Below are 25,199 nucleotides of genomic sequence, written 5' to 3'. Positions count from 1 at the left end.
TTTTGTTAAACCTAATTGAGGACAAGATTTTTCTTAAAGATTTTTTAATTCTTAAAGAAAGAGCCTATTTGTTGCAGATGTTGTTCAGTTTGGTATTTATTAAAGTTATCCCATTTTGGAGGAAAACTTGTTTTTTGTCCATACATGGAATTGATACATACATTGTTCTCTTTGTACTTGTCATGTAAAATTTCCAAAATTTTAAAGAAAAATTCGTCCAGCAATACTATAGCTTCAAATTCGATTTTAAGTGTGTCATAATTACTATCTGAGAGATTAAATAACTGTAATAAACCTAAAATTTCGTCCTTTTCGGCTTTATTTATTTCAGTTAAATAGCCGTATTTTAAGGTTTTAAAAACTAAGTTATTCCAAGCTACACTGTCATGTCCCCATTTGACATCTGGTAGGTTTAGCGCATGTTCGCAGATTAAAATAATAGAAAAAAGCACATCATTTAAATACTTTGCCGGGAATTCATCAAAACTTCTAAATTCAAAACCACTTTGATACATTTTTTCCTGATTGAAATCAAGACCCACTTCCGAAAGTAATTCATATTCCATCTCGGATTGAATTTGATCTCGCCACCAAATATTTTCTTCTTTTTCAAACTTTAGCAGTTTTCTAAAATCATCTACCTTGTACGTTAGAATTTTTCCTTTGGGCATCGCTTTGTTATAAGTGCCTACCCCAATGTAACGAGACATGGCATTTCTCATAGAACCCAAAGTGAATTTTTTGTCTAAATCATACTTAGTGCTTATTACTCCCATAATATCAGGACTTCCTAAGGTTGCTATGAAAAAAGGTTCAAACCATTGCAGCAAATAAATTGCGTTGGAGTGTGTTTTATCAAAATCTTTATAATCTACTATTCGGCTATCTTCTGTCAGTGTGGGTAAAGTAATGTGAAAATGGTACGTCCCATTATTAAACAAAACGAGATTTTCCTGATTGGTCATAAACATATTAAGACCATTGTTGTAATCTGGAAAATTTAATTTTTCTTTTATAACCTTTGATTCGTTTATGGTATCGAGGAACAACTTTTTGGTCGCTTTTAGCTCTTTACAAGAATCAACTATGGTTCGGTTTTCAAAGTATTTTGTAACAAATTCGATAGAATCGCCATCAAAATGTACGGAACCCATAGTTTTATTTCTTTGGGTAATCATACTTTGAATATTATAGGGTTGGTCCTCAAGAAAAAGTTCCATGATAGATTTTCCAAGATATTCAGGATTTTCAACTGGCGGTAAGGTCACTTCAGTTGTATCTGTGTTCTCAACTAATGGCTTTACAGCTGATAAAGTCTTGTGCTGATAATTTATATCCAGTTTTTCTAAGGAATGGCTGTTCATCATTCGGCTCACTTTATAATTTTCATTCAAACAAAAAGCTTTTTTCAATATAGGAGCTAAGCTATCCGGTTTGTAGCATTTTCTATAATCAATACTATATTTCTCAAAACCAATTTTTTCTTGTATAAATTCACCAGATACTATTAAGGATTCTTCAAATTGCATGTAGGTTTCGTTTTCTAATCCAATTCCCCAATAATTTTTTTTTGCCTGATTTTCTTTCATTTATACGCGTTCGCTTTTTTTTAATGGTTAAGTGACTTAATAGTTATTTTTTTTATTTAAAAACAGGATTTAGTAAGTTGTAAAGTTTTTAAGAACAGTACTTAAGGAATAAGTATAATTGTTTTACAATCCTTAAAACAGTTTTTTGACTCTTAAACTTCAGGAATAAAATTTCAATCTCAGAAATCTTGTACTTGTATGGACTAAACGATTGATAAAAAGTGAAATTTTATAATGTAGTTATAAAATCAGTATAATTTTTAATACCTTTTATATCAATAAATTAAATAGATGAATAACCTAATTACAGTTTTTACTATTCTTGTGTTTTTCAAATGGCAAAAATACTTAATTATTAATTCATTTCCAAGTGGCTATTGGGATGATAATTTTGAAAAAAGGAGGAAGTCTATTTTAGGGTTATTTTAAAAAGGTCAAAAGTAATTTCAGTAAGGTTTTAAGGCAGTAATATGGTATTGTAATTATGTTACCTTTTATTTATATTTTCAGCCTATTTCTTCGTTGAATGCGTTATTACATCTTATGGATTAGCTGTGATAGGTTTATTCATGGTAATAAAACACATATGAGGAATATAGTTCATCATTCCACCAATCTTTTTTAACTTCTGAAAAGTAATTGTAATTCAATTTTCCTGCTTGTGATTGTAACGGATATACCACAACGCCATTTTCTCTGTAGGCGCTGTTCAAATCCGTTTCAGGAACAACAGGAACAATATGTCCGGAGAGTCCTTTTTCTTTCCTTTTGGCACAAATTATTCCAATCCCTCCATTGGTGTTTACTTTAGTTTGAATTTCATCAACTTCAAACATCCTTTTCCATCCAAAACTGGCTCCCCATTTCAAAAACCAATCGTGTATCGCACTGGAATAAATATGATCTACGGTTTTCCCATAAACAGCTTCAACCTCTTCTCCTTCTAATACTTTTTGGAGTGCGTCATCTGTCCACCAAACAGTAGGAACATAAACTTTAGAGAAATAGCAATAATCGAAAGTGTATACATTGCAATATGTGTCTTCAATCGTTCTTTGGTATCTAATACTCACAGAAGCATCCAGTTTATCGATGAGTCGAGCGATACTTTCTCGTTTTGTAGAAGAATCAGTCAAGTTTCTGTATGGAATGCTGGAATCACTAATGGGTTTGCATTTCATTAGAATAGAATCCAAACGCGATTCTGGATCGGGTAAAAAATTAGCAATCTTTATTCTAGAATCCGCTATTGAATCATCAACTATTGGCTCAAAGGGAGCCGAAACGGTATCTTTCTTCATTTTGACTGATTTAATTTGTTAGTGTAACGCTGTCTAAGCTCGAATATTTTTATCGAGTTTTATAGCAGAGCAGTTAAAACAAAGTATTTTATAAAAAAAGCTGTTGCGTGCGAGGAACCCCTATAACATATCTTTTTCTAAAATTTAAATGTAATAAAAAAAACTACAAGAGAAAATATAATTCGTTTATAAATCTAAAATATTGATTGATGACGTTATGCAGTTGTCAAGCCAAAACAGCAAAAAAAAACTACATAAAATAGGTTTTTGCTGTGCTTCTTGATGGCTGATTTGTATTGTTGTTTAACATTTTGGACGCAAAGCTGGGAGACATTGACTAGTGAAAACCGACTAACTCTTCGTAGAGCTGTGAGTGTATTTTTAGTTTAATATTTGTTTTACTTTACTTTCAGATATTTTCTGAAGTACACTTTTGTCGTTAAAACTCCAAATGACTAGAAATTTACCTTTTATAAAGATTTGTTCTGGATGTTCTATTGTTGGTTTTTTTGCTTGCCCCCATAATAATCCTTGTTGTTATTAATGATTGAAATTCATTTTTTTGACATTTCTTCTATTTTTACATCAACTTTAAATTCTGAAATTTTTATATTTTCAATGTTTTCAGTTTTGTCGATTTTATCGATTTTCTTATTACAGGAAATTATTAAAACCGTACATATAAATAATATTAATTTGCTTTTCATAGTGTTAACGGCAGGTACTCCGGTTCCGTTCAAAACTAGTTTCATTGTTCGTGCTGCGCACGCAACGAAACTCTAGCTGTTATGTGCTGTTTTACGAGTTCTGTATTGTCGTAAGTAACCCTTTTATGGCTTCATTTGTCCACTCGCCAATTTGAATTATTGCACTTCGAATTAAGAGGCTATCTGTCTGTGTAAAACCATCCACATTGCCTTCCACTTCTATTGCAAATTTAATAGTTTCGAGACTCTGCATAGGAGATAACTCTAAATGTGTAACGCCGTCTTTATTCGAAATCCATTTTATTAATTTCCTGGGTGTGTAGGCAATTGTCCCGCTAACTATATTTGATATTTTGTCAACTTTCGGAACAGCACCAATTTCAGTGTCTAAAAAATCTTCAATCGACATTTCATATGCATCATATTCAGGATAGTAGGATGCAATTAGAGCATTAAAAGAAAAGATTGCCTTATCAGTTCTATATTTAAAACCTGCTGGATAGGCCGCCCAAACTTTTAATGCAACATTAGATTCAGCTGCATATCTTAGTAATACGGGAACGTCTGCGTCGCACAATAGTACACGCAATTGCCCTGCTATAGTATAATGCAGGTCTTTTTCGTCTCTTCGCGGGTCGGTAAGGAAACCTTCAAGTTGAAGTTGATTTCGTTTTAATACTTCAAGCAATCTTGCTTTGTGAACTTCATCCATATTAGATTGTTATCGTTTTTAATTTAATAGCACATAACGTCAGTTCGTCTAAAAACCTCCGTTCTTCTTATTTTGCTTAAGATGCAGGTAAACATAGACGATTTAAACTACAATAATGTCCTTTTCAGGAAAAAGACTTTTGGTTGTAGCTATAAAAATAAAGTCGCAAAAAGCCTTAAAAAGACCTTTTACAGACCCAAAAAGCAAATCGAGTATTTTTAGATACTGTTTTAATTCATTTTGGTCAATCAGGTTGAAAATTCGGCGCAGGTTGTAGGCACAGAAAATCAATCCAACATCGGCTGAGGCTCGTTTGATGGTTTTTTTGGTCATGATATAATAAAAATCCTCCCGAAGCTTCGGGATCGCTTTAATGACTCCGTAGGGGTGCTCGACTATGGCTTGTCGTCTTCGGCAGTGGAATATTTGGGGAGATACACCCATAAAATTGCCATTAGCAATCATAGAATCAAAAACATTGACAACGAGAATGTAACTTTTGATTATAAGGATTATCGAATGGCGGGCGTCAAAAAGCAAATGACGCTCACGCATCAGGAATTTATCCGCCGGTTTTCGTTGCATATTTTGCCCAAACGGTTCGTCAAGATTCGTCATTACGGTTTTTTGAGCAGTACTTGGAAGCGTCAAAAGCTGAAAATTTTGCAGGAAAAACTAAAAGTAAAAGTACTGGAGAAAGCAGAGAAAAAGCCTTTTTTGCCCAAATGTCCCTGTTGCAAAACAGGCAATTTGCATCGAATAGCGGTTTTTGACCAGCGCGGTCCGCCTGCTTGGTATCTTGGCGGTAGCCAAAATTCAATTCCCTGTAAAAGCTGACTTTACGGGTAAGGCATTTTATGCCCAAAAGTGAAGGAAAACACTGGAAAACTATATTTAAAACTACTTCAAAAAAAAGAGGACACTAAATCTTCTTGATATTCTCTCTCTAAACTTTACGATAACTCCATAGTGTTAACGGCATGTACTCCGGTTCCGTTCAACACGGGTTTCAATTGTTCGTGCTACGCACGCAACGAAACCTTAGCTGTTATCTTGCGTTTTTATTCTACTTTAATTAATTTCACATTTGTTGTTTTCAATTTTTGGTTTAACCAATTTCTGATTTTTTCAGTATCTACATTTTCTTTTTTATCGTCAATTTGATAAAGAACAACTGTTAAAATTTTTGAACTTTCAGTATTTGAATTTAATAAATGTCTTCCGAAGGATACATTTTTCAGTTCTGGAAATAATATTTTTAATTCTTTATGAATATCAGAATTATCAAATTTATATTCTCCAAGTTCATTTTGAAGATTATTTATTAAAATATCTTTTTCAGATAAATTTTTATTTTGATTATTTAATTCATTTAAAATTTCACTTTTTAAATCTTTTGCATCTTGTTTTATTTTTAATTTTGTATTGCTAATATCGTATTGAACTAACTTTTGATTTAACGCTTTTATTTCTTCAGTATTAAATTTTTTAGTCAAAAATGCGACTTCAATTTTTTTTGGATTTGAATTAAATTTTGTATTCATATAAATAATTGTATAACCTTTATTTGTAAACTCATTTGAGATAAATTGTTCTACTTTTTGAGCGTATTTTTTTTCATTGAGCAGATTATATGCTAAATAAAAACTTGGAATTATCATAATCAAAATTAAAGAAGTGATTCCGTATCTAATTTGTTTTTCAAATTTAGGATTCAAACTTCTTACAGGTTCATATTTTAGATATTTAACTATCAAAAAAGTAGAAATACAAATAAAAAAGCAATTAATTGAGTATAAATAAAAAGCACCGAAAAAATATGAAAAATTCCCTATCGCCAAACCATAACCTGCTGTACAAAGGGGAGGCATTAAGGCCGTGGCGATAGCCACGCCTGGAATTGGATTTCCTTTTTCTACTCTTGTTATAGCAATTACACCTACTAAACCTCCAAAAAAAGCAATAAGGACATCATAAATATTTGGAGATGTTCTTGCTAATAATTCTGATTGAGTTTCTTTAAAAGGACTTATAAAAAAATAAATTGAGGCGACTACTAAACTTACAATTGTTGCTATGAATAGATTTTTACCTGACTTTTTTAGTAGTTCGAAATCATATATTGCCAAGGCAAACCCCGCTCCAACTATTGGACTCATTAATGGAGAAATAAGCATTGCACCAATTATTACTGCTGTTGAATTTACATTTAAACCAATCGATGCAATTACGATAGCACAGGCTAAAACCCATAAATTAGAACCACGAAAAGATATATTAGATTTTATATTTTCTAAAACATTTCTTTGTTCTTCTTCACCATTATGAAGATTAATAAAATCAAAAAATTTATTGCCCATCATCTATATATTTTTTGCTTAAAATCCCATTCAACACAAAAAAGCCTAAAAGTCCTGCTATTAAGGAAGAAATTAAGATTATTAATTTTGAGTTGTTTATAATTGTTTCGTTGTCAAATGCAAGTAATGTGATGAAAATTGACATTGTAAATCCGATTCTGCCTAATAGCCCAACTCCAAAAATTGATTTCCAATTTAAGTCTGTCGGTAGCTTACAAAGTCCAAAAGTTACTGCTAAAAATGTTAAAAGGAATATACCTAAAGGTTTGCCAATAATTAGTCCAAGTGCAATGCCTAAACTATTGTTTTCTATCAACGTTTGTGAAATGTCGCCACTAAAAACTATTGCTGTATTGGCTAATGCAAATATTGGTAAAATGATAAATGCAACTAGTTTATGTAAAAAATGTTGTAATATATAGGAAGTAGATTTTTTACTTCCATTACCGAATGGAAGAGCAAAAGCCAATAAAATACCTGTGATAGTAGCGTGAACACCTGAATGAAGCATAAAATACCACATTGCAACTCCACCAATTAAATAAGGAATTAAATTTCTTACTTTTAGTTTTCCAATGATAAATAACAAAAGCCAAATTCCAAATGCGATAAAAAGGTTTGTCCAAAGTAAAGTTTTAGTATAAAAAATGGCAATAATGATAATTGCTCTCAAGTCGTCAATAACTACTAATGCTGTTAAAAATACTTTTAACGAAGTAGGAACTCTGTTGCCTAACAATGATAATATTCCCAAAGCAAAGGCAATGTCTGTCGCCATAGGAATACCTACGCCTGATTGTGTTAAAGTTCCATAATTGAATAGTAAAAATATTCCTGCTGAAATTATTATTCCGCCCAATGCTCCAAAAATAGGCAACATGGCGTCTTTTATGTTTGAAAGTTCGCCTTGATAAATTTCTCTTTCCAACTCCAAACCAATGTGTAAAAAGAAAATTGTCATTAACCCTTCATTAATCCAATGTTCAAAACTATGTCCTGCAAATTGAGTTTGGAAAAAGTCGTGATAATTTGTCCCAAAATTTGAATTTGCTAGAATTAATGATATAATTGTGCAAGTAATTAAAACAAGACCGCCTGCTTTTTCGCTGTTAAAAAAATCTGTAAATAGTTTAGTTACCTTCATTCGTTTTATCTGTCTTTCGATTGTTTATACGGTCGCTAATAGTATTGCTTGTAACGTCAGTTCGTCTAAAAACCTTTAGACAAACTATTTTTTGTTAACTAGATAGTAAATATAGATGATTTAGCTTACAATTATATTTTTTTTTAAAAGAGTTCGGATTGTAACTAATAAAAAGAAGTCGTAAAGAGCCTTAAAAATCGCTCTTAAAAACCAAAAGCACAAAGCAACACTTCTTAGATATTGTTTTAGTAGATTTTTATCTATTAAGTTAAATCCGCCGCGGGTTATAAGCTGTAAAAATCAATCCAACATCAGCTGAGGTATGTTTAATGGTTTTCTTCATCATGATATAATAAAAATCCCATTGGCGTTTAATGACACCGTAGGGATGTTCTACATCAAAAGCTAAATCAGGTGCGTGTGCAGATACTCCTGGAATCGCTACCAGCACATCAATGCCAAGTCTATTAGCATAATCAAACTCACTTCCAGTATGATAGCCTTTGTCATAAATAGCAGTAAAACCGTTGTGCCCTAGAATAGCCTTTTTTCTTCGAATTATTCCTCCCATAGCTTTGGAATCGTTTTCATTGGTTACCTTAAAATCTGTGGGAATGTTGTGCAGCGCATCTACTGTGGTTTGTACCGTGTAGGCTACTTCCGAGATGTTGTTTCGAGTCATGATTTGACAACTATCAGGATCGGAAGTCGAAATTTGGGTAACGCCTGTAGTATCAATTGTGTTTTGATACCCAATGTATTTTTGCTTTTGAACGATGTGTTTTTTTATCTTCTTTGCTATAATTTTTTTTTCTAAAACATCACCATCTTCTTTAGCTAAGGCCGAGTTATATTCTTCGAGTTTGGCATCGATATATGCGATGTGACGCTCTATTTTATTGAGATTAAAATTATTCTTTTTAGAGTTTTGAGCCCGAAGCTTAGTACTGTCTCCAGCAACCAAAGTTCCGCCAATAAGTTCAAAGTGCGAGGCGAGTTTAGTGTGGCACGAAACACTCGGGCAATGGCTTTAGGGTTGTCTTTGCGGAAATTAGCAATCGTGTTATGATCTGAGACTAAACCTTTCAAAAGCCAAATGAGTTCAATGTTGAGATTGCATTCTTTCTCTAAAGTTCTGGACGAACGCATCCGGTTGGGATAACTGTAAATAAAGAGTTTGAGTAAATCCGAAGGATGATAGGCAGGCCTTCCGTTTTCGACGAAATTGAAAATAAAGCCAAAATCAGCAAGTTTTATGTCTACAAAAAGATCAATGAGCCTAATTTCGTTTTCTTGCGCAATGGCATCATCAATCGATGAGGCAAAAAGAGGAAGTTGGTTTCTGTTGGTTCCGTTGATGAATTTCATGCTTAAATATACAGAAATTCAATGAGTTGCAGAATTTTTTTGAACGTTTTTTAATACAAATAATTAGCCAGAGATAAAGAGGTTATTAGACAGTTTGACGTTCCCACGCTACAAGTAGTTTGGGACTAAATTAAGCCCATTATTCGGATTTCCCACCCGAGCGATAGCGAACAGGCGAAGCAAATCTTCCAAATACAAACCAATTTTTCCATTAAGCCAAATCCCCAAATTGCTTGTAGCGTGTGTTGTATGCAGGTTTTTATTCTTCAGTCTTTGTTGTTACAGCTTTTTCTACGAGCTCTTTTTTAGCTTCTTCTAATAAATGTTCAACTACTTCTTCTTTTTCGGCTTTATGAGTAATTTGTTGTTTGTTCCTATGATTTTCACTTGGCCAAATTTTGTCTAATTCATCTTCTAATACTTCATTAAGTTGTAGACATTGTTCATACGACATCAAAAAATATTGAATGTCAACCGGTAGATATTCACCGCTTTTAACTCTTGATAATACACCCGATTTGGCAGTATATATTTCATTAGCTTGTCCAGAATTATGAATGTGAATATCTCTCGTAGCCTTAAGTTCAATATACTTGTGAAAAACAGGATTTTCTAAAAGATTAACACCAGTATATTTTTCAAATTCCGTTGCGTAATCTCTAGGAGATTTGTATGCTATCTCATTTAATATACTTTCTACTATAAATATTTTTGCTTGTTCAATTGAAGATGAATTTAATACGCAATTTATATCAACTTGTTTCTTTGAAGGAATTTTGTTTGGATATTCAATTAATATCATCTTCAAAACATCATTTAAAAGAGTTTCCATAATTGTTGTTAACTGAAAGATACTGTCTATAGGAAGTTTATTTAATCCAAGAAAAGTATATCTTTCTGTTAGTTCATCCTTTGTGTAATTTTTTGGATCACTCATAATAGGAGTATTGTCTGCTCTATATCCTAAAGGATAAGCGATAGGTATTGTTGCACCTTCTTCCAATTGATTAATCCATTCTACATTTTTCTCAAATGAGAGATAAGTTAATTGAGCCATTTCTCCTTGAAGAAATAGTAATCCTTTTGATTCTTTTAAGAGGTTATTTAATTTATTTCCAAATGTTTCCATAATTACTTCAGTTTTTTGAAACTTGCATACAACTTGTATATAGGCGCTACTGCGTAGCGTATTACTTTCAAATATACACTTTAATTATTATCTTGCAAATCATCAAAATGGCTTTTAAATTCATTCCATAAAAAAAGCGCTCCATTTCAGGAACGCTTTCAATATAGTAATCAAAAAATTATTTTTTATCCATCCATTTTCTGGCATTGACAAAAGCTTCATGCCAAGGCGAAACTTCATCGTCTCGGTCTTTTGGATAATGTGCCCAGTTCCATTGGAACGTAGAACGCTCAATGTGTGGCATCATAACCAAGTGACGTCCTGTTTTGTCGCAAAGCATCGCAACGTCAAAATGAGAACCGTTTGGATTAGCAGGATAGCCTTCATAGGCATATTTAGAAACAATATTATAATTTTCTTCACCCATTGGTAAATTAAATTTTCCTTCACCATGCGAAACCCAAACTCCAAGTGTACTTCCTGCTAATGAAGAAAGCATCACCGAATTGTTTTCCTGTACGGTTACCGATGTAAAAATACTTTCGTGTTTGTTACTTTCGTTGTGCAACATTTTTCCGTGAACTTCATGCTCCGGATTAATCACTTCCAATTCCATGAACAATTGGCAACCATTGCAGATTCCAACAGACAACGTGTCTTCTCTTTTGAAGAAATTGTCTAAAGCTGTTTTTGCTTTTTCATTGTATAAAAATGCTCCGGCCCAACCTTTGGCAGAACCCAATACATCTGAATTGGAGAATCCACCAACAGCTCCAATGAACTGAATATCTTCCAACGTTTCACGACCTGAAATCAAATCGGTCATGTGAACGTCTTTTACATCAAATCCGGCTAAGTACATTGCATTTGCCATTTCACGCTCCGAGTTACTTCCTTTTTCACGGATAATAGCTGCTTTTGGTTTTGGCTTAGAATTGTCGATAACTGGTTTTTTTCCTGTAAAATGTGTTGGAAAAGTATAATGTAACGCTTGGTTTTTGTAATTGTCAAAACGCGCTTGAGCCGTTCCGTTTTTAGATTGTTTTTGGTCTAATAAAAACGATGTTTTGTACCAAACATCTCTGTATTTAGCAATGTCTAATGTACAAGGACCAAAATCTAAATTCGCTTCATTTGTAGCTGTTCCTAATTTATAGAAAGAAACGTTAGTTGCGTTTAATTTAGATTCCACTTCAGCATCTGATTTTGCCTGGAAAACAATTCCAATATTTTCAGCAAAAAGATATTTAATAATGTCTTTTTCTTCGAAAACAGAGAAGTCTATTTTAGCTCCTAAATTCACATCGGCAAAACACATTTCTAATAAGGTTGTGATCAAACCACCACTTCCAATGTCGTGTCCTGCAAGGATATTGTTGTCTAAAATTAATTCTTGAATGGTATTGAAAGCTCTTTTGAAAAATGCAGCGTCTTTAATCGTTGGCACTTCATTTCCAATAGTATTCAAGGTTTGTGCAAACGAAGAACCACCTAATTTGAAATCATCTTGCGACAAATTGATGTAATAAATAGAACCGCCGTCTTTCTGTAATACAGGCTCTACTACTTTTCTAATGTCGGTACAATTTCCACCCGCTGAAATAATTACCGTTCCCGGTGCGATTACTTCTTCATTTGGATATTTTTGTTTCATGGAAAGTGAATCTTTTCCGGTTGGAATATTGATTCCCAATTCGATTGCAAAATCCGAACAACCTTGTACAGCTGCGTACAAACGAGCGTCTTCCCCTTCGTTTTTACAAGCCCACATCCAGTTTGCTGACAATGAAAGTCCAGCTAAACCATCTTTTATTGGAGCCCAAACAATGTTAGACAATGCCTCAGCAATAGCAGTTCTACTTCCCGCAACAGGATCAATTAATGCTGCAACAGGAGAGTGACCAATCGAAGTGGCAATTCCTTCTATTCCTTGGTAATCCAAAGCCATTACACCACAATTATTCAATGGCAATTGCAATGGACCGGCACATTGTTGTTTGGCAACTTTACCACCCACACAACGGTCTACTTTGTTGGTCAACCAGTCTTTACAAGCCACTGCTTCCAATTGAAGCACTTGTTCTAAGTAGGTTGAAATGTTTTTCTTGTCGTATGTTAAATCTGTATAATTTCTTTCGATTGTTTTGTCTGTCATGACCACTTTTGGAGAACTTCCAAAAAAGTCTTCCAAGGCAAAATCCATTGGTTTAGCACCAGTTGATTTTGATTCGAAAGTAAAACGGTGATCTCCGGTTACGTCTCCCACTTGATACATTGGTGAACGTTCACGGTCGGCAATTTTTTGCAATAAATCGATGTTTTCCTTACCAATAACCAATCCCATTCTTTCCTGAGATTCGTTACCAATTATTTCTTTTGCCGAAAGGGTAGGATCTCCCACAGGCAATTTATCTAAATCAATTAATCCACCGGTATCTTCCACTAATTCCGAAAGACAGTTTAAATGTCCACCAGCTCCGTGATCGTGAATAGAGACAATTGGATTAATATCGCTTTCTACCAAACCACGAATGGCATTGGCAGCACGTTTTTGCATTTCTGGGTTCGAGCGTTGGATGGCATTCAATTCAATTCCTGAACTAAAAGCTCCGGTATCTGCTGAAGAAACTGCAGCGCCACCCATTCCAATTCTATAATTTTCACCACCAAGGATAACAATTTTATCGCCTGTTTGTGGTTTTTTCTTAATCGCTTGGTCTAATTTTCCGTAACCAATTCCACCCGCTTGCATAATCACTTTGTCGAAACCTAGTTTACGAGCGTCTTCTTCGTGTTCGAAAGTCAGGATAGAACCTGTAATTAACGGTTGCCCAAATTTATTTCCGAAATCAGAAGCTCCATTAGAGGCTTTGATCAAAATATCCATTGGGGTTTGATACAACCATTTTCTTTCGATCATACCGTTTTCCCACGGTCTGCTACCCTGAGCGGAGTCGAATGGGCCTTCTAAACGAGAATATGAAGTCATGTAAACTGCCGTTCCTGCCATTGGCAAAGAACCTTGTCCACCTGCCAAACGGTCGCGAATTTCTCCTCCAGAACCCGTTGCAGCTCCGTTAAAAGGTTCTACTGTTGTTGGGAAATTATGTGTTTCTGCTTTTAATGAAATAACCGAATCAAATTCTTTTACTTCATAAAAATCAGGTTTATCAGCACTTTTTGGTGCAAATTGTTGTACTCGTGGTCCTTTTACAAAAGCAACGTTGTCTTTATAAGCCGAAACAATATCGTTCGGGTTTTCCTGAGATGTTTTCTTGATTAATTTGAATAAAGAAGATTCTTTTTCTTCTCCGTCAATGATAAATTTTCCGTTGAAAATCTTGTGACGACAGTGCTCTGAATTGGCTTGTGAAAAACCAAAAATCTCAGAATCTGTTAGTTTTCGTCCTAATTTAAGCGCTAGATTATCTAAATATTCCACTTCCTCAGGACTTAAAGACAATCCTTCTTTTGCATTGTAAGCAGCAATATCATCGATGTCCAAAATGGCTTCCGGAAGCACGTTGATAGTGAAAATATCTTGATTTAACTCAGCGTATTTTTGCGAAAGCATCGGGTCAAAATCCGAAAAATCAGCTGTTGCTTTGTGAAATTCTTCGATTCTAATGATTCCGGAAATTCCCATGTTTTGGGTGATTTCCACAGCATTAGTGCTCCAAGGCGTTATCATAGTGGCGCGAGGACCAACAAAAAAATCCGTCAGTACGGATTTTTCTATTTTATTTGAATCGGCAAAAAGCCAGTTAAGTTTTGAAATGTCTTGAGCCGAAATTTCGTTTTGCGTATGTACGGCAAAAACAGTTTTGCTTTGGTTTTCAAAGAAATGGATCATTGTTATGTAGTTTGTTGTATTGCGGTGCAAATTTAGTCAATTAAGATTAAATTTTGGGTAAAAAAAAAGCGGCAATTTGCCGCTTTCTTAATTAGTTGATTATTAATTTCTTGATGACCGAATTTGAATCGATGGTAACTCGAACTAAGTACGTTCCTTTTGCAATATTTGGCAGCGTAATTTCTGATTTGGTACTGTTTTCTTCTCCGAAAATTTTCTGACCAATTATAGAATAAATTTCGATAGCATACATTTTATTCGAATTGTTGATAGAGAAATTTCCATTAGATGGATTTGGATAGATAGCAATATCATTTATGTCAAGAGCAACAGTGGTTTTTGGTGTTTTTTCAACCATACGACTTCCTAAATTGTTACAGGTGTCTGAAGTGTAAGAATCCCATTGTGCTGTTTTATTGAAAGTGGTCGTTGGAGACGTAACGGTTGATTTTCTTCTGATTGTTTCGTCAGCTGCAAAGTTTGCTGTTCCACCGTTAAAAGTTCCAATGATGTCAATTAGGACTCCATTTTTGAATAAACCTACAGCATCATTTCCATTAAAAGCCATTTCAGTTGCTGATGTAGAAAGATTAGCCGAACTTATAGGATAACAAGTGGATGCCATTAAACTATTTACAATGGTGAATTTACTTCCGTTATTCAGCGTTCCGGTTAAGGATAGTCCAGTACTCCAAGCACCGGCACCGTTGGTTTGTTTTTTGATGCTGTAAATCGATAAATTAATCGCTCCGCCTGTTGCATTTGAAATTTCCAACGCTTTATTGTTTGATGAACCTTCAATATATTCAGAAAATAATAAATCGGTTGCAGTGGAGCCACCGCTAGTTGTAGTAACATTGACAACATTGCTTGAAGCTGAAATATTTCCGGCTGCATCCTTAGCTTTTACTGAAAAAGTATAGGCTGTTGCAGCAGTTAATCCCGTAACATTATACGTTGTCGTTGAAACGGTACCTAATAATGTAGTTCCTCTATATACGTTGTATCCGGTTACTCCAACATTGTCCGTTGCAGCAGTCCAAGATAAAGTGGTTGTAGTTTGAGTTGTTCCAGAAGCTGTCAAAGTTGTAGGTGCTGATGGAGCAGTCGTATCTGCAGTTCCGGCAACTATATTTACCGTATAATCCTCTACTTGGCCATATGGGATCGCTTCACAAGAAGTTGGAATGGCATTGTATTTCATGGAAACTCTCATTCTGGTAGTTCCTAATGTTGCCGAAGCAGGTATCGTGATTGTTCCTGTTGCCGGAGTTGTTGTAGAAGTGGCTTTCGACCAAACTAATTCTCCTGCATCTGTAAATAATCCGTTTTTGTTATAATCAATCCAAACCGCATATCCTTCGCTGTAAACAGAGCTTGTCCATGACGGTGTAATGGTAATGGTATTTGCCGTTCCAGAAGTTGCATTTGTAGTTAATGCAGTGAAATTTTCATAACCTGCAGTTCCGGTAGAGGTGTTATTTATAGAGCCAAAAACAACTTTTCCTATTTTTTCATCGGCAGTACTGTTTCCTTGAGAAGCACAATACGTAATTGATGTTCCGGCAGCAGTTGTAGCATTAACTACATTACTTGAAGCCGAAGAATTTCCTGCTGCATCTTTGGCAACAATATAAAACGAATAGGCTGTTGAAGCTGTTAATCCAGTGATAGTAGTTGTTGTTCCGGTTACTGTTGTTTTTAAAGCGCTGTTCATGTATACATTATATCCAGTCACTCCAATATTGTCAGTTGAAGCCGTCCAGCTTAATGAAACGGAGTTTGATGTTGTTCCGCTAGCTACTAAATTAGTTGGAGTAGTAGGGGCTTGTGCATCAGCGGTTGGGTTCCAAATCGACTGTACATATTCTGGATGGTCAATGTATGGATTTCTATTGTTTTGAGCCGTATAAATAGCATTGTTACGAGCGATTTCTCGAGTGCTAACTGGATCTTGATTGTGCCAAGTGATTAATAGGTTTAAAAAAGCAGTAGTGAAAACTTGATTGCTGGTACCATTAAACATTGCATAAGAATATCCGGCAACAGTATTCTCGTAACGTGTGGCAAAATAGAAATACATACGTGCAATATCACCTTTGAATTCGTTGATAGGTTCAAAAATAGGTCCAGAGTAACCAGAAGTTGTACTTGCTCCAAGTTTACCTCCGTTTAATGAAGTCCAAGTTGGAGAAGTTACCGGTCCGTGTGGATAATTAGAACGTTGTCCATTTACTTTTCCGTCAGTTGGTGTGATGAAATGCGCATCCGAAACCATTGGTGATTGTTCACTAAATACAGATTGCGGAATAATGTGCTCTCTATTGTAACAATCGCCCTCTACGCTATAGGTTCCACATCTTTGTGTAGTTCCTGCGGAGTAATTATATGGATCTGTTCCGGTTGGATTTTCAGAATACATGTCTAAAATTGTGGCGTCATTTTCAAAGTAATAATCTCTGTCGGATGTTTGATATATGGTATATAAACCAGCATATCCGTTATCAGTATGTCCTTTGATGATGTTGTATAATTGTGTTTTCAAGGTGTAGCCAGATCCCGAGGCGGTGTTGTAATAGCCACTTGGTATTTGGGCTATCGCAGCTGTGACAAACAGTAATAATAATGCAGAGTAGATTTTTTTCATAATTTAAATTTGTTTTGGTTATTGGGGTTAGTTTCAGTTTTTAAAAACTTGATTTTCAAATCTTAAAATACTGAAGACGCGCAAATTTATAACTTTTATGATGGGTTATGTTAAGAAATTATGAAGTTAATTAAGATTTTCTTAACATAATTATTAACATTTTAAGGAAAGTAGTTATACTCTTACTTTAGAAGAAAACAGAAATGAAAATTGGAATTGGAGTTAAAGCAATGGTGTTTATTTTGGAAAAACTTTGTTTTGATACGCACCCAAATCGGGCGGTACAGTTCTCGTGTTTCCTATAATATCAAGCGGAATTAAATACGCCGAGCTTCCTTTTGCGAAAGCTGCTGAAGTTTCGTCAATATTGAATTTGTTCTGTGATGTGTTGAAAAATTTCGGGTCTTTATTCAAAATTATAGCATTGTAATGTGTGGTGTCAGTATTAAATTGATAATTGGGATTCGTCGTAAATTGATTGGATACGTTATCAAATTTAATCAGGCAATTGTTGAATTGGTATTCAAAAGCAGCCCCCGTTTTCTTGTTTAAACTCATTTCGTTTGAGTACGACCCATAAATGATACAATTGTTAAATGTGGCTGCGGTTAAATCTTTCACTTCCGGAACTGCTCCCAAAATATAATTGCTTACCAAAACCGCCACTTGTTGTGAGCTGTTCCAGTTATTGTTGAAGGTGGAATGTGTAAACGAATAATTTCCGCCATAAGAACACGCTAAACTGGCTTGTCCGGCATTATTGATAACTAAATTTTCGCCTTTGATTTTTGCGGTCTGCGCCAAAATTCCGTAGTTACTGCTATTGTATATTTGGGTATTTTTGATAGAAACTGTTGTGCCATCATTGTTTTGAATTAACAAACCAATGGTTGCATTTTTAATCGTGAGGTGATTCAATGTATTGTTTGTACTGCCATCAGTAAGCCAAATGGTGCCCCATTGTCCCGGTACATCTGAAAAATCCGGCTCTAAACGGTCGCCTTCAAAAATGACTTCGTTTTCAAGCTTATCCGTTGTTGATAATGTTCCATTGATGTTTATCGAGGCATTATTAGCCACAATAAGCCCGGAATTAGCATGGAAATGAACTCTGGTTCCTGCTTCAAAAGTGGCGGTTTTATTCGAAGGTACCGCTGCGTAACCATAAATAACATAGGGCTTGTCATTGGTAAATTGTAATTCATTCCCATTAACAGGATCGTTTTCATCAAGAAAAAATCCATCTATTTTTTCGTCTCCAATAGGAAGTGTTTCTGTAGTTCCGTCAGCAAAACGTTTTGGATACAAGAAGATAGCATCTTGAATCAGTGTTACGAGCTCTACATTTTGAAGATTTTCGCCACTGTCAAACTGAATTTGATCGGTGTATAAAAAATCATTCGAGTTTGCATCAGTAATATTAGCGGTTGTTTCTATGAAAATATACAAACTGTCTTTGGCCAAAAGATCCACATTATTAAAAATTTTCCCTTCACTTCCCTGCATTCCATCAACGGTCATTCTATATTTAGAATTCAAGCCTTTTCCTAATTTAATGCTTGGAATGGTAATGTCGTTTTTACTTTTGTTGTAGACTTTGAGTCGGTATGTACTGGAACCAATGTTAGAGAAAACGGTATCTAAATAAATAGTGTCTTTCGAAAATGTCAAATCACCACTGCTTGCTACAGTCTCAAAATCGGAGCGGCAGGAACAAATAGTAGTTGTAATTACTATAAAAAGCAAAAATATTTTGAGACGCATTTTGTTATATTTTTTGTAAAAATAGGGAAAATCTATTTTCGAAATCAGAATAACAATTGTAATTACTGTTTTGTGACTTATCTTTTAATTATTTTTACATTTTAAAATTAAATAACATGACATTCGACAAAGAAAAGATACTACAATATTGCAATCACGTTTCTAAAAATACCTTAATGCAAACGTTGAATATTGAATATACTGACGCAGGTGAAGATTTTCTTGTTGCAACAATGCCTGTCAACCCTTCTGTACATCAGCCAATGGGCTTGTTACATGGCGGTGCCTCAGTCGCTTTAGCAGAAAGTGTAGGAAGCGCAGCTTCTATGCTTTATGTAAATTCTGAACTAAGTGAAGTGCGCGGAATTGAGATTTCAGCGAATCATTTAAAAGCTAAACGGGACGGAATTGTAACTGCAACCGCTAAGATTGTTCACAAAGGACGAAGCATTCATCTTTGGGAAATACGAATTACTGATGAAAACAATAATTTAATCTCGCTTTGTAAGCTTACGAATATGGTTTTACCAAAAAGAAAAAGCGGAGATAAATAATTGAAGTAATTGTAGCTAAATCCATTGCAGAGTTCAAGGGAGATTGACTAACATGGTTTTGACAAAATCCAAACTAGCAAAATTTCCTGATGTTTTAATAAAATTTATATTTTAAATGAATTAAATATGATTGACTTTTTTATAAAAGTAAAGCAACAAAAAGCTCAAAATTTACCTTTTGTCTTGTACAGAAAACCGAATGATATCAAATTAGTGGGTTTTTTCCAGAATAATGATCATTTATATTTTGCTGAAAACTTTGAAGAAACAGGTTTTGTTTTTGCCCCATTTGAAGGTAGTCAAATGATTCTTATTCCTGAAAATGAATCTATTAAATGGAAAACTCTAATCACTTCTTTTAAAGAAAATGAAGGTTCTGATTTTACAGATTCAGAGGATAAACAAGCTAAAGAACATTTTGAAATTCTTGTTCAAAAAGGGATTGATGCTATTGCAAAAGGGACTTTGAAAAAAGTAGTTCTATCTAGGAAAGAAATAGTGGATATATCAAATTTTGATTTAGTTTCGATTTTCGAAAAATTAATTCAAAGTTACCCAACTGCTTTCTGCTATTGTTGGTTTCATCCAAAAATAGGATTATGGATGGGCGCAACACCAGAGCGATTATTGAAGGCTAATAATAGCACCTTTTATACAATGGCATTAGCCGGAACGCAAAAACTTCAAGGTACGACCGAAGTGGTTTGGGGGAAAAAAGAAATGGAAGAGCAGCAGTTTGTTACTGATTTTATTTTAAATAATCTTAAGAATTTTAGTTCAGAAGTGGCTGTTTCGAGTCCTTATACATTACAAGCAGGAACTTTAGCACACATTAAAACTGATATTGAAGGGGTAATAAATGACAATTCAAGTTTGAAAGAAGTCGTTTCTGTTTTGCATCCAACGCCCGCCGTATGCGGATTGCCAAAAGATGCAGCTCAGGATTTTATTATTGAAAATGAAGGTTACGACAGAGAATATTATACCGGTTTTTTAGGGGAATTAAACAAGGAAGGGTTTAATAAAGAAGAATTGAAGTCTGATTTGTATGTGAATTTGCGATGTATGCAAATCAAGATTGATTCTAATCTTGAAAAGACAAAAGCGTATTTGTATATGGGTTGTGGTATTACAAAAGATAGTATTCCTGAAAAAGAGTGGAAAGAAAGTGTCAATAAATCTATGACAATGAAGAAAATATTAGATTTGCAGTAGTATTTGCAGCTTAAAAAATTAAACAAAATATAGTAAACGAATTATAGATGAAATTAGATATACTTGCTTTTGGTGCGCATCCTGATGATGTGGAATTGGGTTGTGGAGGAACTATTTTAAAAGAAATCTCTTTGGGGAAGACAGTTGGAATTATTGATTTGACCCGTGGCGAATTAGGAACTCGCGGTTCAGCCGAAATCAGAGATCAAGAAGCAAATGCTGCTGCAAAAATCCTAGGTGTTTCAGCGCGTGAAAACTTAGAAATGAGAGATGGTTTTTTTGTTAATGATGAAAAGCACCAATTAGAGATCATAAAAATGATTCGTAAGTATCAGCCAGAAATTGTTTTGTGTAATGCAATTGATGATCGTCATATTGATCATGCAAAAGGAAGTAAATTGGTATCTGATGCTTGTTTTTTATCTGGATTAATGAAAATTGAAACTACCTTAGAAGGAGAGCGACAAACGACTTGGCGACCAAAATTAGTCTACCATTACATTCAGTGGAAAAATATAGAGCCAGATTTTGTGGTTGACATTACAGGTTTCACCGATAAAAAAATCGAGTCAATCTTGGCTTACGGTTCTCAGTTTTATGATGCAAATTCAAATGAACCGGAGTCGCCTATAACTAGTAAAAACTTCTTAGAAAGCCTGAATTACCGTTCTAGAGATTTAGGAAGGCTCACAGGAATAGATCATGCTGAAGGTTTTACCGTGGAAAGATATTTGGCAGTCAATAGCTTAGGAGATTTGATGTAAATTTCATGTAATTTTTTAAAAAAAATATTTGCAGAAGTAAACTTATGTCGTATATTTGCCACCGCTAAGCAAATGGTGGTTGTAGCTCAGTTGGTTAGAGCATCGGTTTGTGGTACCGAGGGTCGCGGGTTCGAGCCCCGTCTCCCACCCAGAAAGCAAAAGCTTCGAAGAAATTCGAGGCTTTTTTTGTGGGGTAAAGTTTCGTGAGATTATAACACAATTTTATTGGCTTGAAAATTGTAAAAGGGAAATCGTATTAGAGGAAATGAAGAAGTCATCTGGAAATTTAGGATTAAACGAATTAAGTAGATAACTTTTCGGATATAAATTACTGTTAAGAGTTATATTATTTGTTTTACATATATCGTATTTTCTTTTGTGTATCTTTGGACGCATTGTATAATTAAATCAACCTAAAGTAAGCTTTCAAAATTTTAAATATTATTTATATAATTTAATGGAAAACGAGAAGATCAATTCTAAAATTCTTAAAAGTAATTACATTCCAACAGCCGAGTTTTATAGCCAAATAATTGATAGTTTACAAGATTATTCAATTTTTACTCTTGACAATGAATTTGTAATTAATAGCTGGAGTTCAGGTTCAACCAAAATATTTGGATATGAACCAGACGAAATTATAGGACAGCATTTTGATGTAATTTTTACTGAAGAGGACATACAAAATGGTATTCCGCAAACAGAAATTCAAGCTGCATTAGTAGAGGGAAGAGCTACGGATAACAGATGGCACATTTGTAAAGACAGAAGTATTTTTTATGCTTATGGTTTGGTTTTTCCACTTACTGGAATTGATGGTGAGATGTTGGGTTATGTTAAAATCTTACGAGATTTGACTGAGAGAAAGAAATCAGAAGATGCCATAAAGAAATATGTAAAAGAACTGGAAGACCTTAATACACATAAAGAGAATGTTCTTGCAATTGTTTCTCATGATTTAAGAAGTCCGTTATCCGGAATTATCGGAACGGCAGAATATTTGAAAACAAATCTGGACCGATTAGAATCCACAAAGGCAAAAGAAATGCTTGATTTACTTCATAAAACGGCAGTAGATGAGTTAAACATGCTGGATAATTTAGTGGAATGGGCCAGAATAAAATATGCATCGGAAGTGTTTTCTCCATCAAAAATTGAGCTTTTTGATTATGCACAAAAAGTTTTTGAATCATTGCATGACGCAGCTGCTTTGAATTCCATAAATCTCCGTAATGAAATAGGACCTAATATCAGTGTTTTTGCAGATGGTAAAATGTTGCTTTCTGTTTTTCAAAATATAATTTCTAATGCTATCAAGCATTCTTTACCTGGAGGAGAAATTATCGTTTTGGCAAAAATTGAAGCTGAAAAAGTATTAATTCAGATAAAAGATTCTGGAATTGGAATGTCAAAAGACGTGCAAAGCAAACTTTTTACACCTCAAATGAGTACGCTTTCTAAAGCAAGGAAAGATAACAAAGGTGCCGGAATTGGGTTGTTATTAGTGAAAGGATTTTTAGAAAAAAATGACGGGGAAATATGGGTTGAAAGTGTGGAAGGAATTGGTTCTTCTTTTTATTTCACATTGCCTCTTGAGGAACCTTTGCATAAAATTGATAGCGTTGATAAAATAGAATTTGACGAAAGGGTTTAATTGATTAAATGATAAAAAAAAGAGCTTCGAATTACTTCGAAGCTCTTTTTTTATGAGGTTTACACAAGGGATAGCAGTAGAAATCCTTAATAGTCTCGTTTTTTAACGAGACTATTAAGATTGTAACGTATAGCCCGACCAAACTGTAGCGCTAGCGAAAGCGTGGATGTGCCCAAATGCTCTATCTATTTTTTATCTACAATAGGTCTTTCGGTACGGTTTGCCAGTTCCCAAGCGGTTACAAATGCAAATTTGGCTCTTTTTGTTAATGCATCGTATTCAATTTTGTCAGGACTATCTGTTGGTTTGTGATAATCAGCATGAACTCCGTTGAAAAGGAATACAGACGGAACGCCATTTTTAGCAAAGTTGTAATGGTCTGAACGCTCATAGAAATGGTTTGGATCTTTAGGATCATTGTATTTATAATCTAAATCCAAATTAGTGTATTTAGCGTTTGCAATGGTGCAAATGTTATCTAAATCAGTCGATAAGCGGTTTGCGCCAATAACGTATACATAATTGTTGCTGCCCGCATGAGCTTCATCACGACGGCCTATCATGTCAATATTGATGTCGGTAATGGTGTTCGCTAATGGAAACAAAGGATTTTCTGAATAGTATCTGGAACCATGCAAACCGTGTTCCTCGCCGGTAACGTGAAGAAACAGGATAGAGCGTTTTGGACCGTGACCTTCTTTTTTAGCGATTTGGAATGCTTGTGCAATTTCAAGAAGCGCAACAGTTCCTGAGCCATCATCATCAGCACCATTGTAAATCTCTCCATTTTTTGCACCTACGTGATCGTAATGGGCAGAAATCACAAGAACTTCATTTGGTTTTTCAGAACCTTCGATATAGGCCCAAATGTTTTCGGAATCCGGCAAGTTTTCATTGCGTTTGGCATTTAAGAAAGCTGCCGGGATTTTTTGGTAATAGTCAGAAGCGGCAGTTGGAAAAGGAACGGCATTTTTCTTGTATTGATCGATGAGGTAAACACCTGCTTTCTTTTGTCCTGCAGATCCTGTTTCACGGCCTTCCATTTCATCCGAAGCGACAATGTAAAGATGTGTTTTTAATTCGTCAGCAGTAATTGTATTCATATATTTTGTAGGGTCGGTATTTGCTATACTGACTTTTTGAGTGGTACAGCTCATGGTTAAAACAACCATTAGACCTAATAAAGGGATTTTTTTCATGTTTTTTTTAATGTAAATTGATAAATGTATAAATGGCAAAAATTGATAATATAATAATGATTAATATGAAGTTGATGAAAAATAGTAAACTACTTTTTAGAAAGGATATAAAGCGGGTTTCTCCATAAAAACGATGGTGCGCCGGAAAGAAATAATAAACCATCCATCCAATTCCTACGAAATTAGTGATTACCTGTATGAAAGTTACAAGACCTAGTTCTGAAAATGGAGTCAATCCTTTGTTTATCAGAAACAATAATAAAAACAGCAATAACAAAAAGGAAAAATAATGTAAGGTAAAAATACCATGATCAAAGTAATACCAGCGTTTCTTGTTGTGGAAAAGCCACAGAAAAAAAGCAAAAATTGGCATGAATACAAACAGAACTTTGGGTAAATTATGGGTAAAGGAGCTTATGAATTTTTCAATAATTTCGCTTTGGGTATTATTTTCTTTAACGATTTGGATTTTTTTATTCATCCAATAACTGAAATCAGATAATTTTTCTGACTCAGGAGCATGCTTTTGAATAGAGTCTAATTGTTCGACGGAATCATATCCAAAATTGATCAATTCATCCTCTTCATTTGAAGCAGTTTTACTTTTTTTAACGGAATCATTTTTGGATATAGTATTTTGAAATGATTTGTTTTTGGTGGTAAAGATAGCTTCCTTTTCGGTAGTTTTTTCTGAAGAATTGATTTCACTAGGAAAAATGGCAATCAATAGAAACGTAATAAAACTTATAAAAATGTACAATCTGACAGGAGCCAAATAAGACAATCGTTTTCCGGAAAGGTATTCTTTAGTTAGTGCAGAAGGCTTGAATAAAAGATTTTTTATGGTTCTCCAAAAAGCGTTTTCATAATGTGTTAAATCCTCAAAGAAATGAACAAAGAGGTGATGAAACGTCTTTCGGGTATCAGTATTTTCTTGCCCACAATTAGGGCAGAATCTATTTTCAACCACATATCTGCAATTAAGACACGTTTTGTCGTTTCTGATTTTACTTTTTGACATAAAAAAAACAGTATAAATTCTAGAATTTTGTTAAATTTTAATCTATAAAACTAACAAAAAAACCGAACTTATACTGTTTTTAAAAAATATATTTAAAAAATTTTGATTGTCCGTTTTTAATCATAATCCTGTAATACTTGCTATTACTAGCCTATCGAATAATTTTTCCTCAAAATACCGTCTGTTAAGCTTGTAAACGAACTCGTTTAGGTATAATT

General features: G+C 34.3%; 18 protein-coding genes, 1 tRNA gene and 2 pseudogenes. 6 read left to right on the top strand and 15 right to left on the bottom strand.

Features of this window, described 5'->3' with window-relative positions:
* Nucleotides 1-44 precede the first annotated feature (44 nt).
* The 4 genes from QLS31_RS14570 to QLS31_RS14555 form a co-directional block, all read right to left on the bottom strand.
* On the bottom strand, nt 45-1,589 hold the full coding sequence (locus tag QLS31_RS14570; RefSeq protein WP_282744450.1) for a hypothetical protein: 1,545 nt from the start codon (nt 1,587-1,589) through the stop codon (nt 45-47).
* A gap of 563 nt (nt 1,590-2,152) precedes the next feature.
* Complete coding sequence (locus tag QLS31_RS14565; protein WP_282744449.1) at nt 2,153-2,890, bottom strand: hypothetical protein; 738 nt, start codon at nt 2,888-2,890, stop codon at nt 2,153-2,155.
* Between the two features lie 798 nt (nt 2,891-3,688).
* Complete coding sequence (locus QLS31_RS14560) at nt 3,689-4,309, bottom strand: hypothetical protein (protein ID WP_282744448.1); 621 nt, start codon at nt 4,307-4,309, stop codon at nt 3,689-3,691.
* 102 nt (nt 4,310-4,411) lie between these two features.
* Complete coding sequence (locus QLS31_RS14555; protein ID WP_282744447.1) at nt 4,412-4,642, bottom strand: hypothetical protein; 231 nt, start codon at nt 4,640-4,642, stop codon at nt 4,412-4,414.
* A gap of 78 nt (nt 4,643-4,720) precedes the next feature.
* Here QLS31_RS14555 and QLS31_RS14550 point away from each other — a divergent pair.
* Nucleotides 4,721-5,146, top strand: a pseudogene (locus QLS31_RS14550) (transposase); the annotation flags it as partial.
* A 224-nt stretch (nt 5,147-5,370) separates the two neighbouring features.
* On the opposite strand, the gene QLS31_RS14545 reads toward QLS31_RS14550, so the two are convergent.
* The 8 genes from QLS31_RS14545 to QLS31_RS14510 form a co-directional block, all read right to left on the bottom strand.
* Nucleotides 5,371-6,669: a DUF389 domain-containing protein gene (locus QLS31_RS14545; RefSeq protein WP_282744466.1), complete on the bottom strand. Its 1,299-nt coding sequence runs from the start codon at nt 6,667-6,669 to the stop codon at nt 5,371-5,373.
* The gene (gene nhaA, locus QLS31_RS14540) at nt 6,659-7,813 is read right to left on the bottom strand and encodes a Na+/H+ antiporter NhaA (RefSeq protein ID WP_282744446.1); all 1,155 of its coding nucleotides are present in this window, start codon (nt 7,811-7,813) and stop codon (nt 6,659-6,661) included. Before nhaA ends, QLS31_RS14545 begins: the two co-directional genes overlap by 11 nt.
* Nucleotides 7,814-8,081: 268 nt before the next feature.
* Complete coding sequence (locus tag QLS31_RS14535; RefSeq protein ID WP_282744445.1) at nt 8,082-8,777, bottom strand: hypothetical protein; 696 nt, start codon at nt 8,775-8,777, stop codon at nt 8,082-8,084.
* A complete protein-coding gene (locus QLS31_RS14530; RefSeq protein ID WP_282744444.1) occupies nt 8,705-9,181 on the bottom strand; it encodes a transposase in 477 nt (158 codons plus the stop codon). The genes QLS31_RS14535 and QLS31_RS14530 overlap by 73 nt, the downstream gene beginning before the upstream one ends.
* Nucleotides 9,182-9,440: 259 nt before the next feature.
* On the bottom strand, nt 9,441-10,310 hold the full coding sequence (locus QLS31_RS14525) for a hypothetical protein (protein WP_282744443.1): 870 nt from the start codon (nt 10,308-10,310) through the stop codon (nt 9,441-9,443).
* 178 nt (nt 10,311-10,488) lie between these two features.
* Complete coding sequence (gene purL / locus QLS31_RS14520; protein ID WP_282744442.1) at nt 10,489-14,163, bottom strand: phosphoribosylformylglycinamidine synthase; 3,675 nt, start codon at nt 14,161-14,163, stop codon at nt 10,489-10,491.
* A gap of 91 nt (nt 14,164-14,254) precedes the next feature.
* Nucleotides 14,255-16,810 (bottom strand): endonuclease, encoded by a 2,556-nt coding sequence (locus QLS31_RS14515; RefSeq protein WP_282744441.1) that lies wholly within the window; start codon nt 16,808-16,810, stop codon nt 14,255-14,257.
* A 237-nt stretch (nt 16,811-17,047) separates the two neighbouring features.
* On the bottom strand, nt 17,048-18,574 hold the full coding sequence (locus tag QLS31_RS14510) for a hypothetical protein (RefSeq protein WP_282744440.1): 1,527 nt from the start codon (nt 18,572-18,574) through the stop codon (nt 17,048-17,050).
* Between the two features lie 116 nt (nt 18,575-18,690).
* Between QLS31_RS14510 and QLS31_RS14505 the strand changes: the two genes are divergently transcribed.
* The 5 genes from QLS31_RS14505 to QLS31_RS14485 all read left to right on the top strand — a co-directional run bounded on the left by QLS31_RS14505 (nt 18,691) and on the right by QLS31_RS14485 (nt 22,761).
* Nucleotides 18,691-19,128, top strand: coding sequence for a PaaI family thioesterase (locus tag QLS31_RS14505; protein WP_282713575.1), 438 nt, complete (start codon nt 18,691-18,693; stop codon nt 19,126-19,128).
* A gap of 126 nt (nt 19,129-19,254) precedes the next feature.
* On the top strand, nt 19,255-20,343 hold the full coding sequence (locus QLS31_RS14500; protein WP_282744439.1) for a chorismate-binding protein: 1,089 nt from the start codon (nt 19,255-19,257) through the stop codon (nt 20,341-20,343).
* 47 nt (nt 20,344-20,390) lie between these two features.
* Nucleotides 20,391-21,107 carry a bacillithiol biosynthesis deacetylase BshB1 gene (gene bshB1 / locus QLS31_RS14495; RefSeq protein ID WP_282713577.1) on the top strand — a complete coding sequence of 239 codons (717 nt, stop codon included), beginning with the start codon at nt 20,391-20,393 and terminating at the stop codon, nt 21,105-21,107.
* Between the two features lie 74 nt (nt 21,108-21,181).
* Nucleotides 21,182-21,257 (top strand) — tRNA-His (locus QLS31_RS14490).
* Nucleotides 21,258-21,564: 307 nt separating this feature from the next.
* On the top strand, nt 21,565-22,761 hold the full coding sequence (locus tag QLS31_RS14485; protein ID WP_282744438.1) for a PAS domain-containing sensor histidine kinase: 1,197 nt from the start codon (nt 21,565-21,567) through the stop codon (nt 22,759-22,761).
* A gap of 185 nt (nt 22,762-22,946) precedes the next feature.
* Here QLS31_RS14485 and QLS31_RS14480 read toward each other — a convergent pair whose 3' ends face one another.
* From QLS31_RS14480 to QLS31_RS14470, 3 genes and pseudogenes are all read right to left on the bottom strand, one after another.
* Nucleotides 22,947-23,960, bottom strand: a complete 1,014-nt coding sequence (locus QLS31_RS14480; RefSeq protein ID WP_282744437.1) for a M28 family metallopeptidase — start codon at nt 23,958-23,960, stop codon at nt 22,947-22,949.
* A gap of 7 nt (nt 23,961-23,967) precedes the next feature.
* On the bottom strand, nt 23,968-24,981 hold the full coding sequence (locus QLS31_RS14475; RefSeq protein WP_282744436.1) for a DUF3667 domain-containing protein: 1,014 nt from the start codon (nt 24,979-24,981) through the stop codon (nt 23,968-23,970).
* A 120-nt stretch (nt 24,982-25,101) separates the two neighbouring features.
* Nucleotides 25,102-25,199 (bottom strand): annotated as a pseudogene (locus QLS31_RS14470) (IS1595 family transposase); the annotation flags it as partial.

Origin of the sequence: Flavobacterium sp. XS2P24 (genome assembly GCF_030010285.1) — a bacterium.
Taxonomy (GTDB): domain Bacteria; phylum Bacteroidota; class Bacteroidia; order Flavobacteriales; family Flavobacteriaceae; genus Flavobacterium; species Flavobacterium algoritolerans.
The sequence above is the reverse complement of the archived record's forward strand: the minus strand, read 5'-3'. Positions and strand labels throughout refer to the sequence as shown.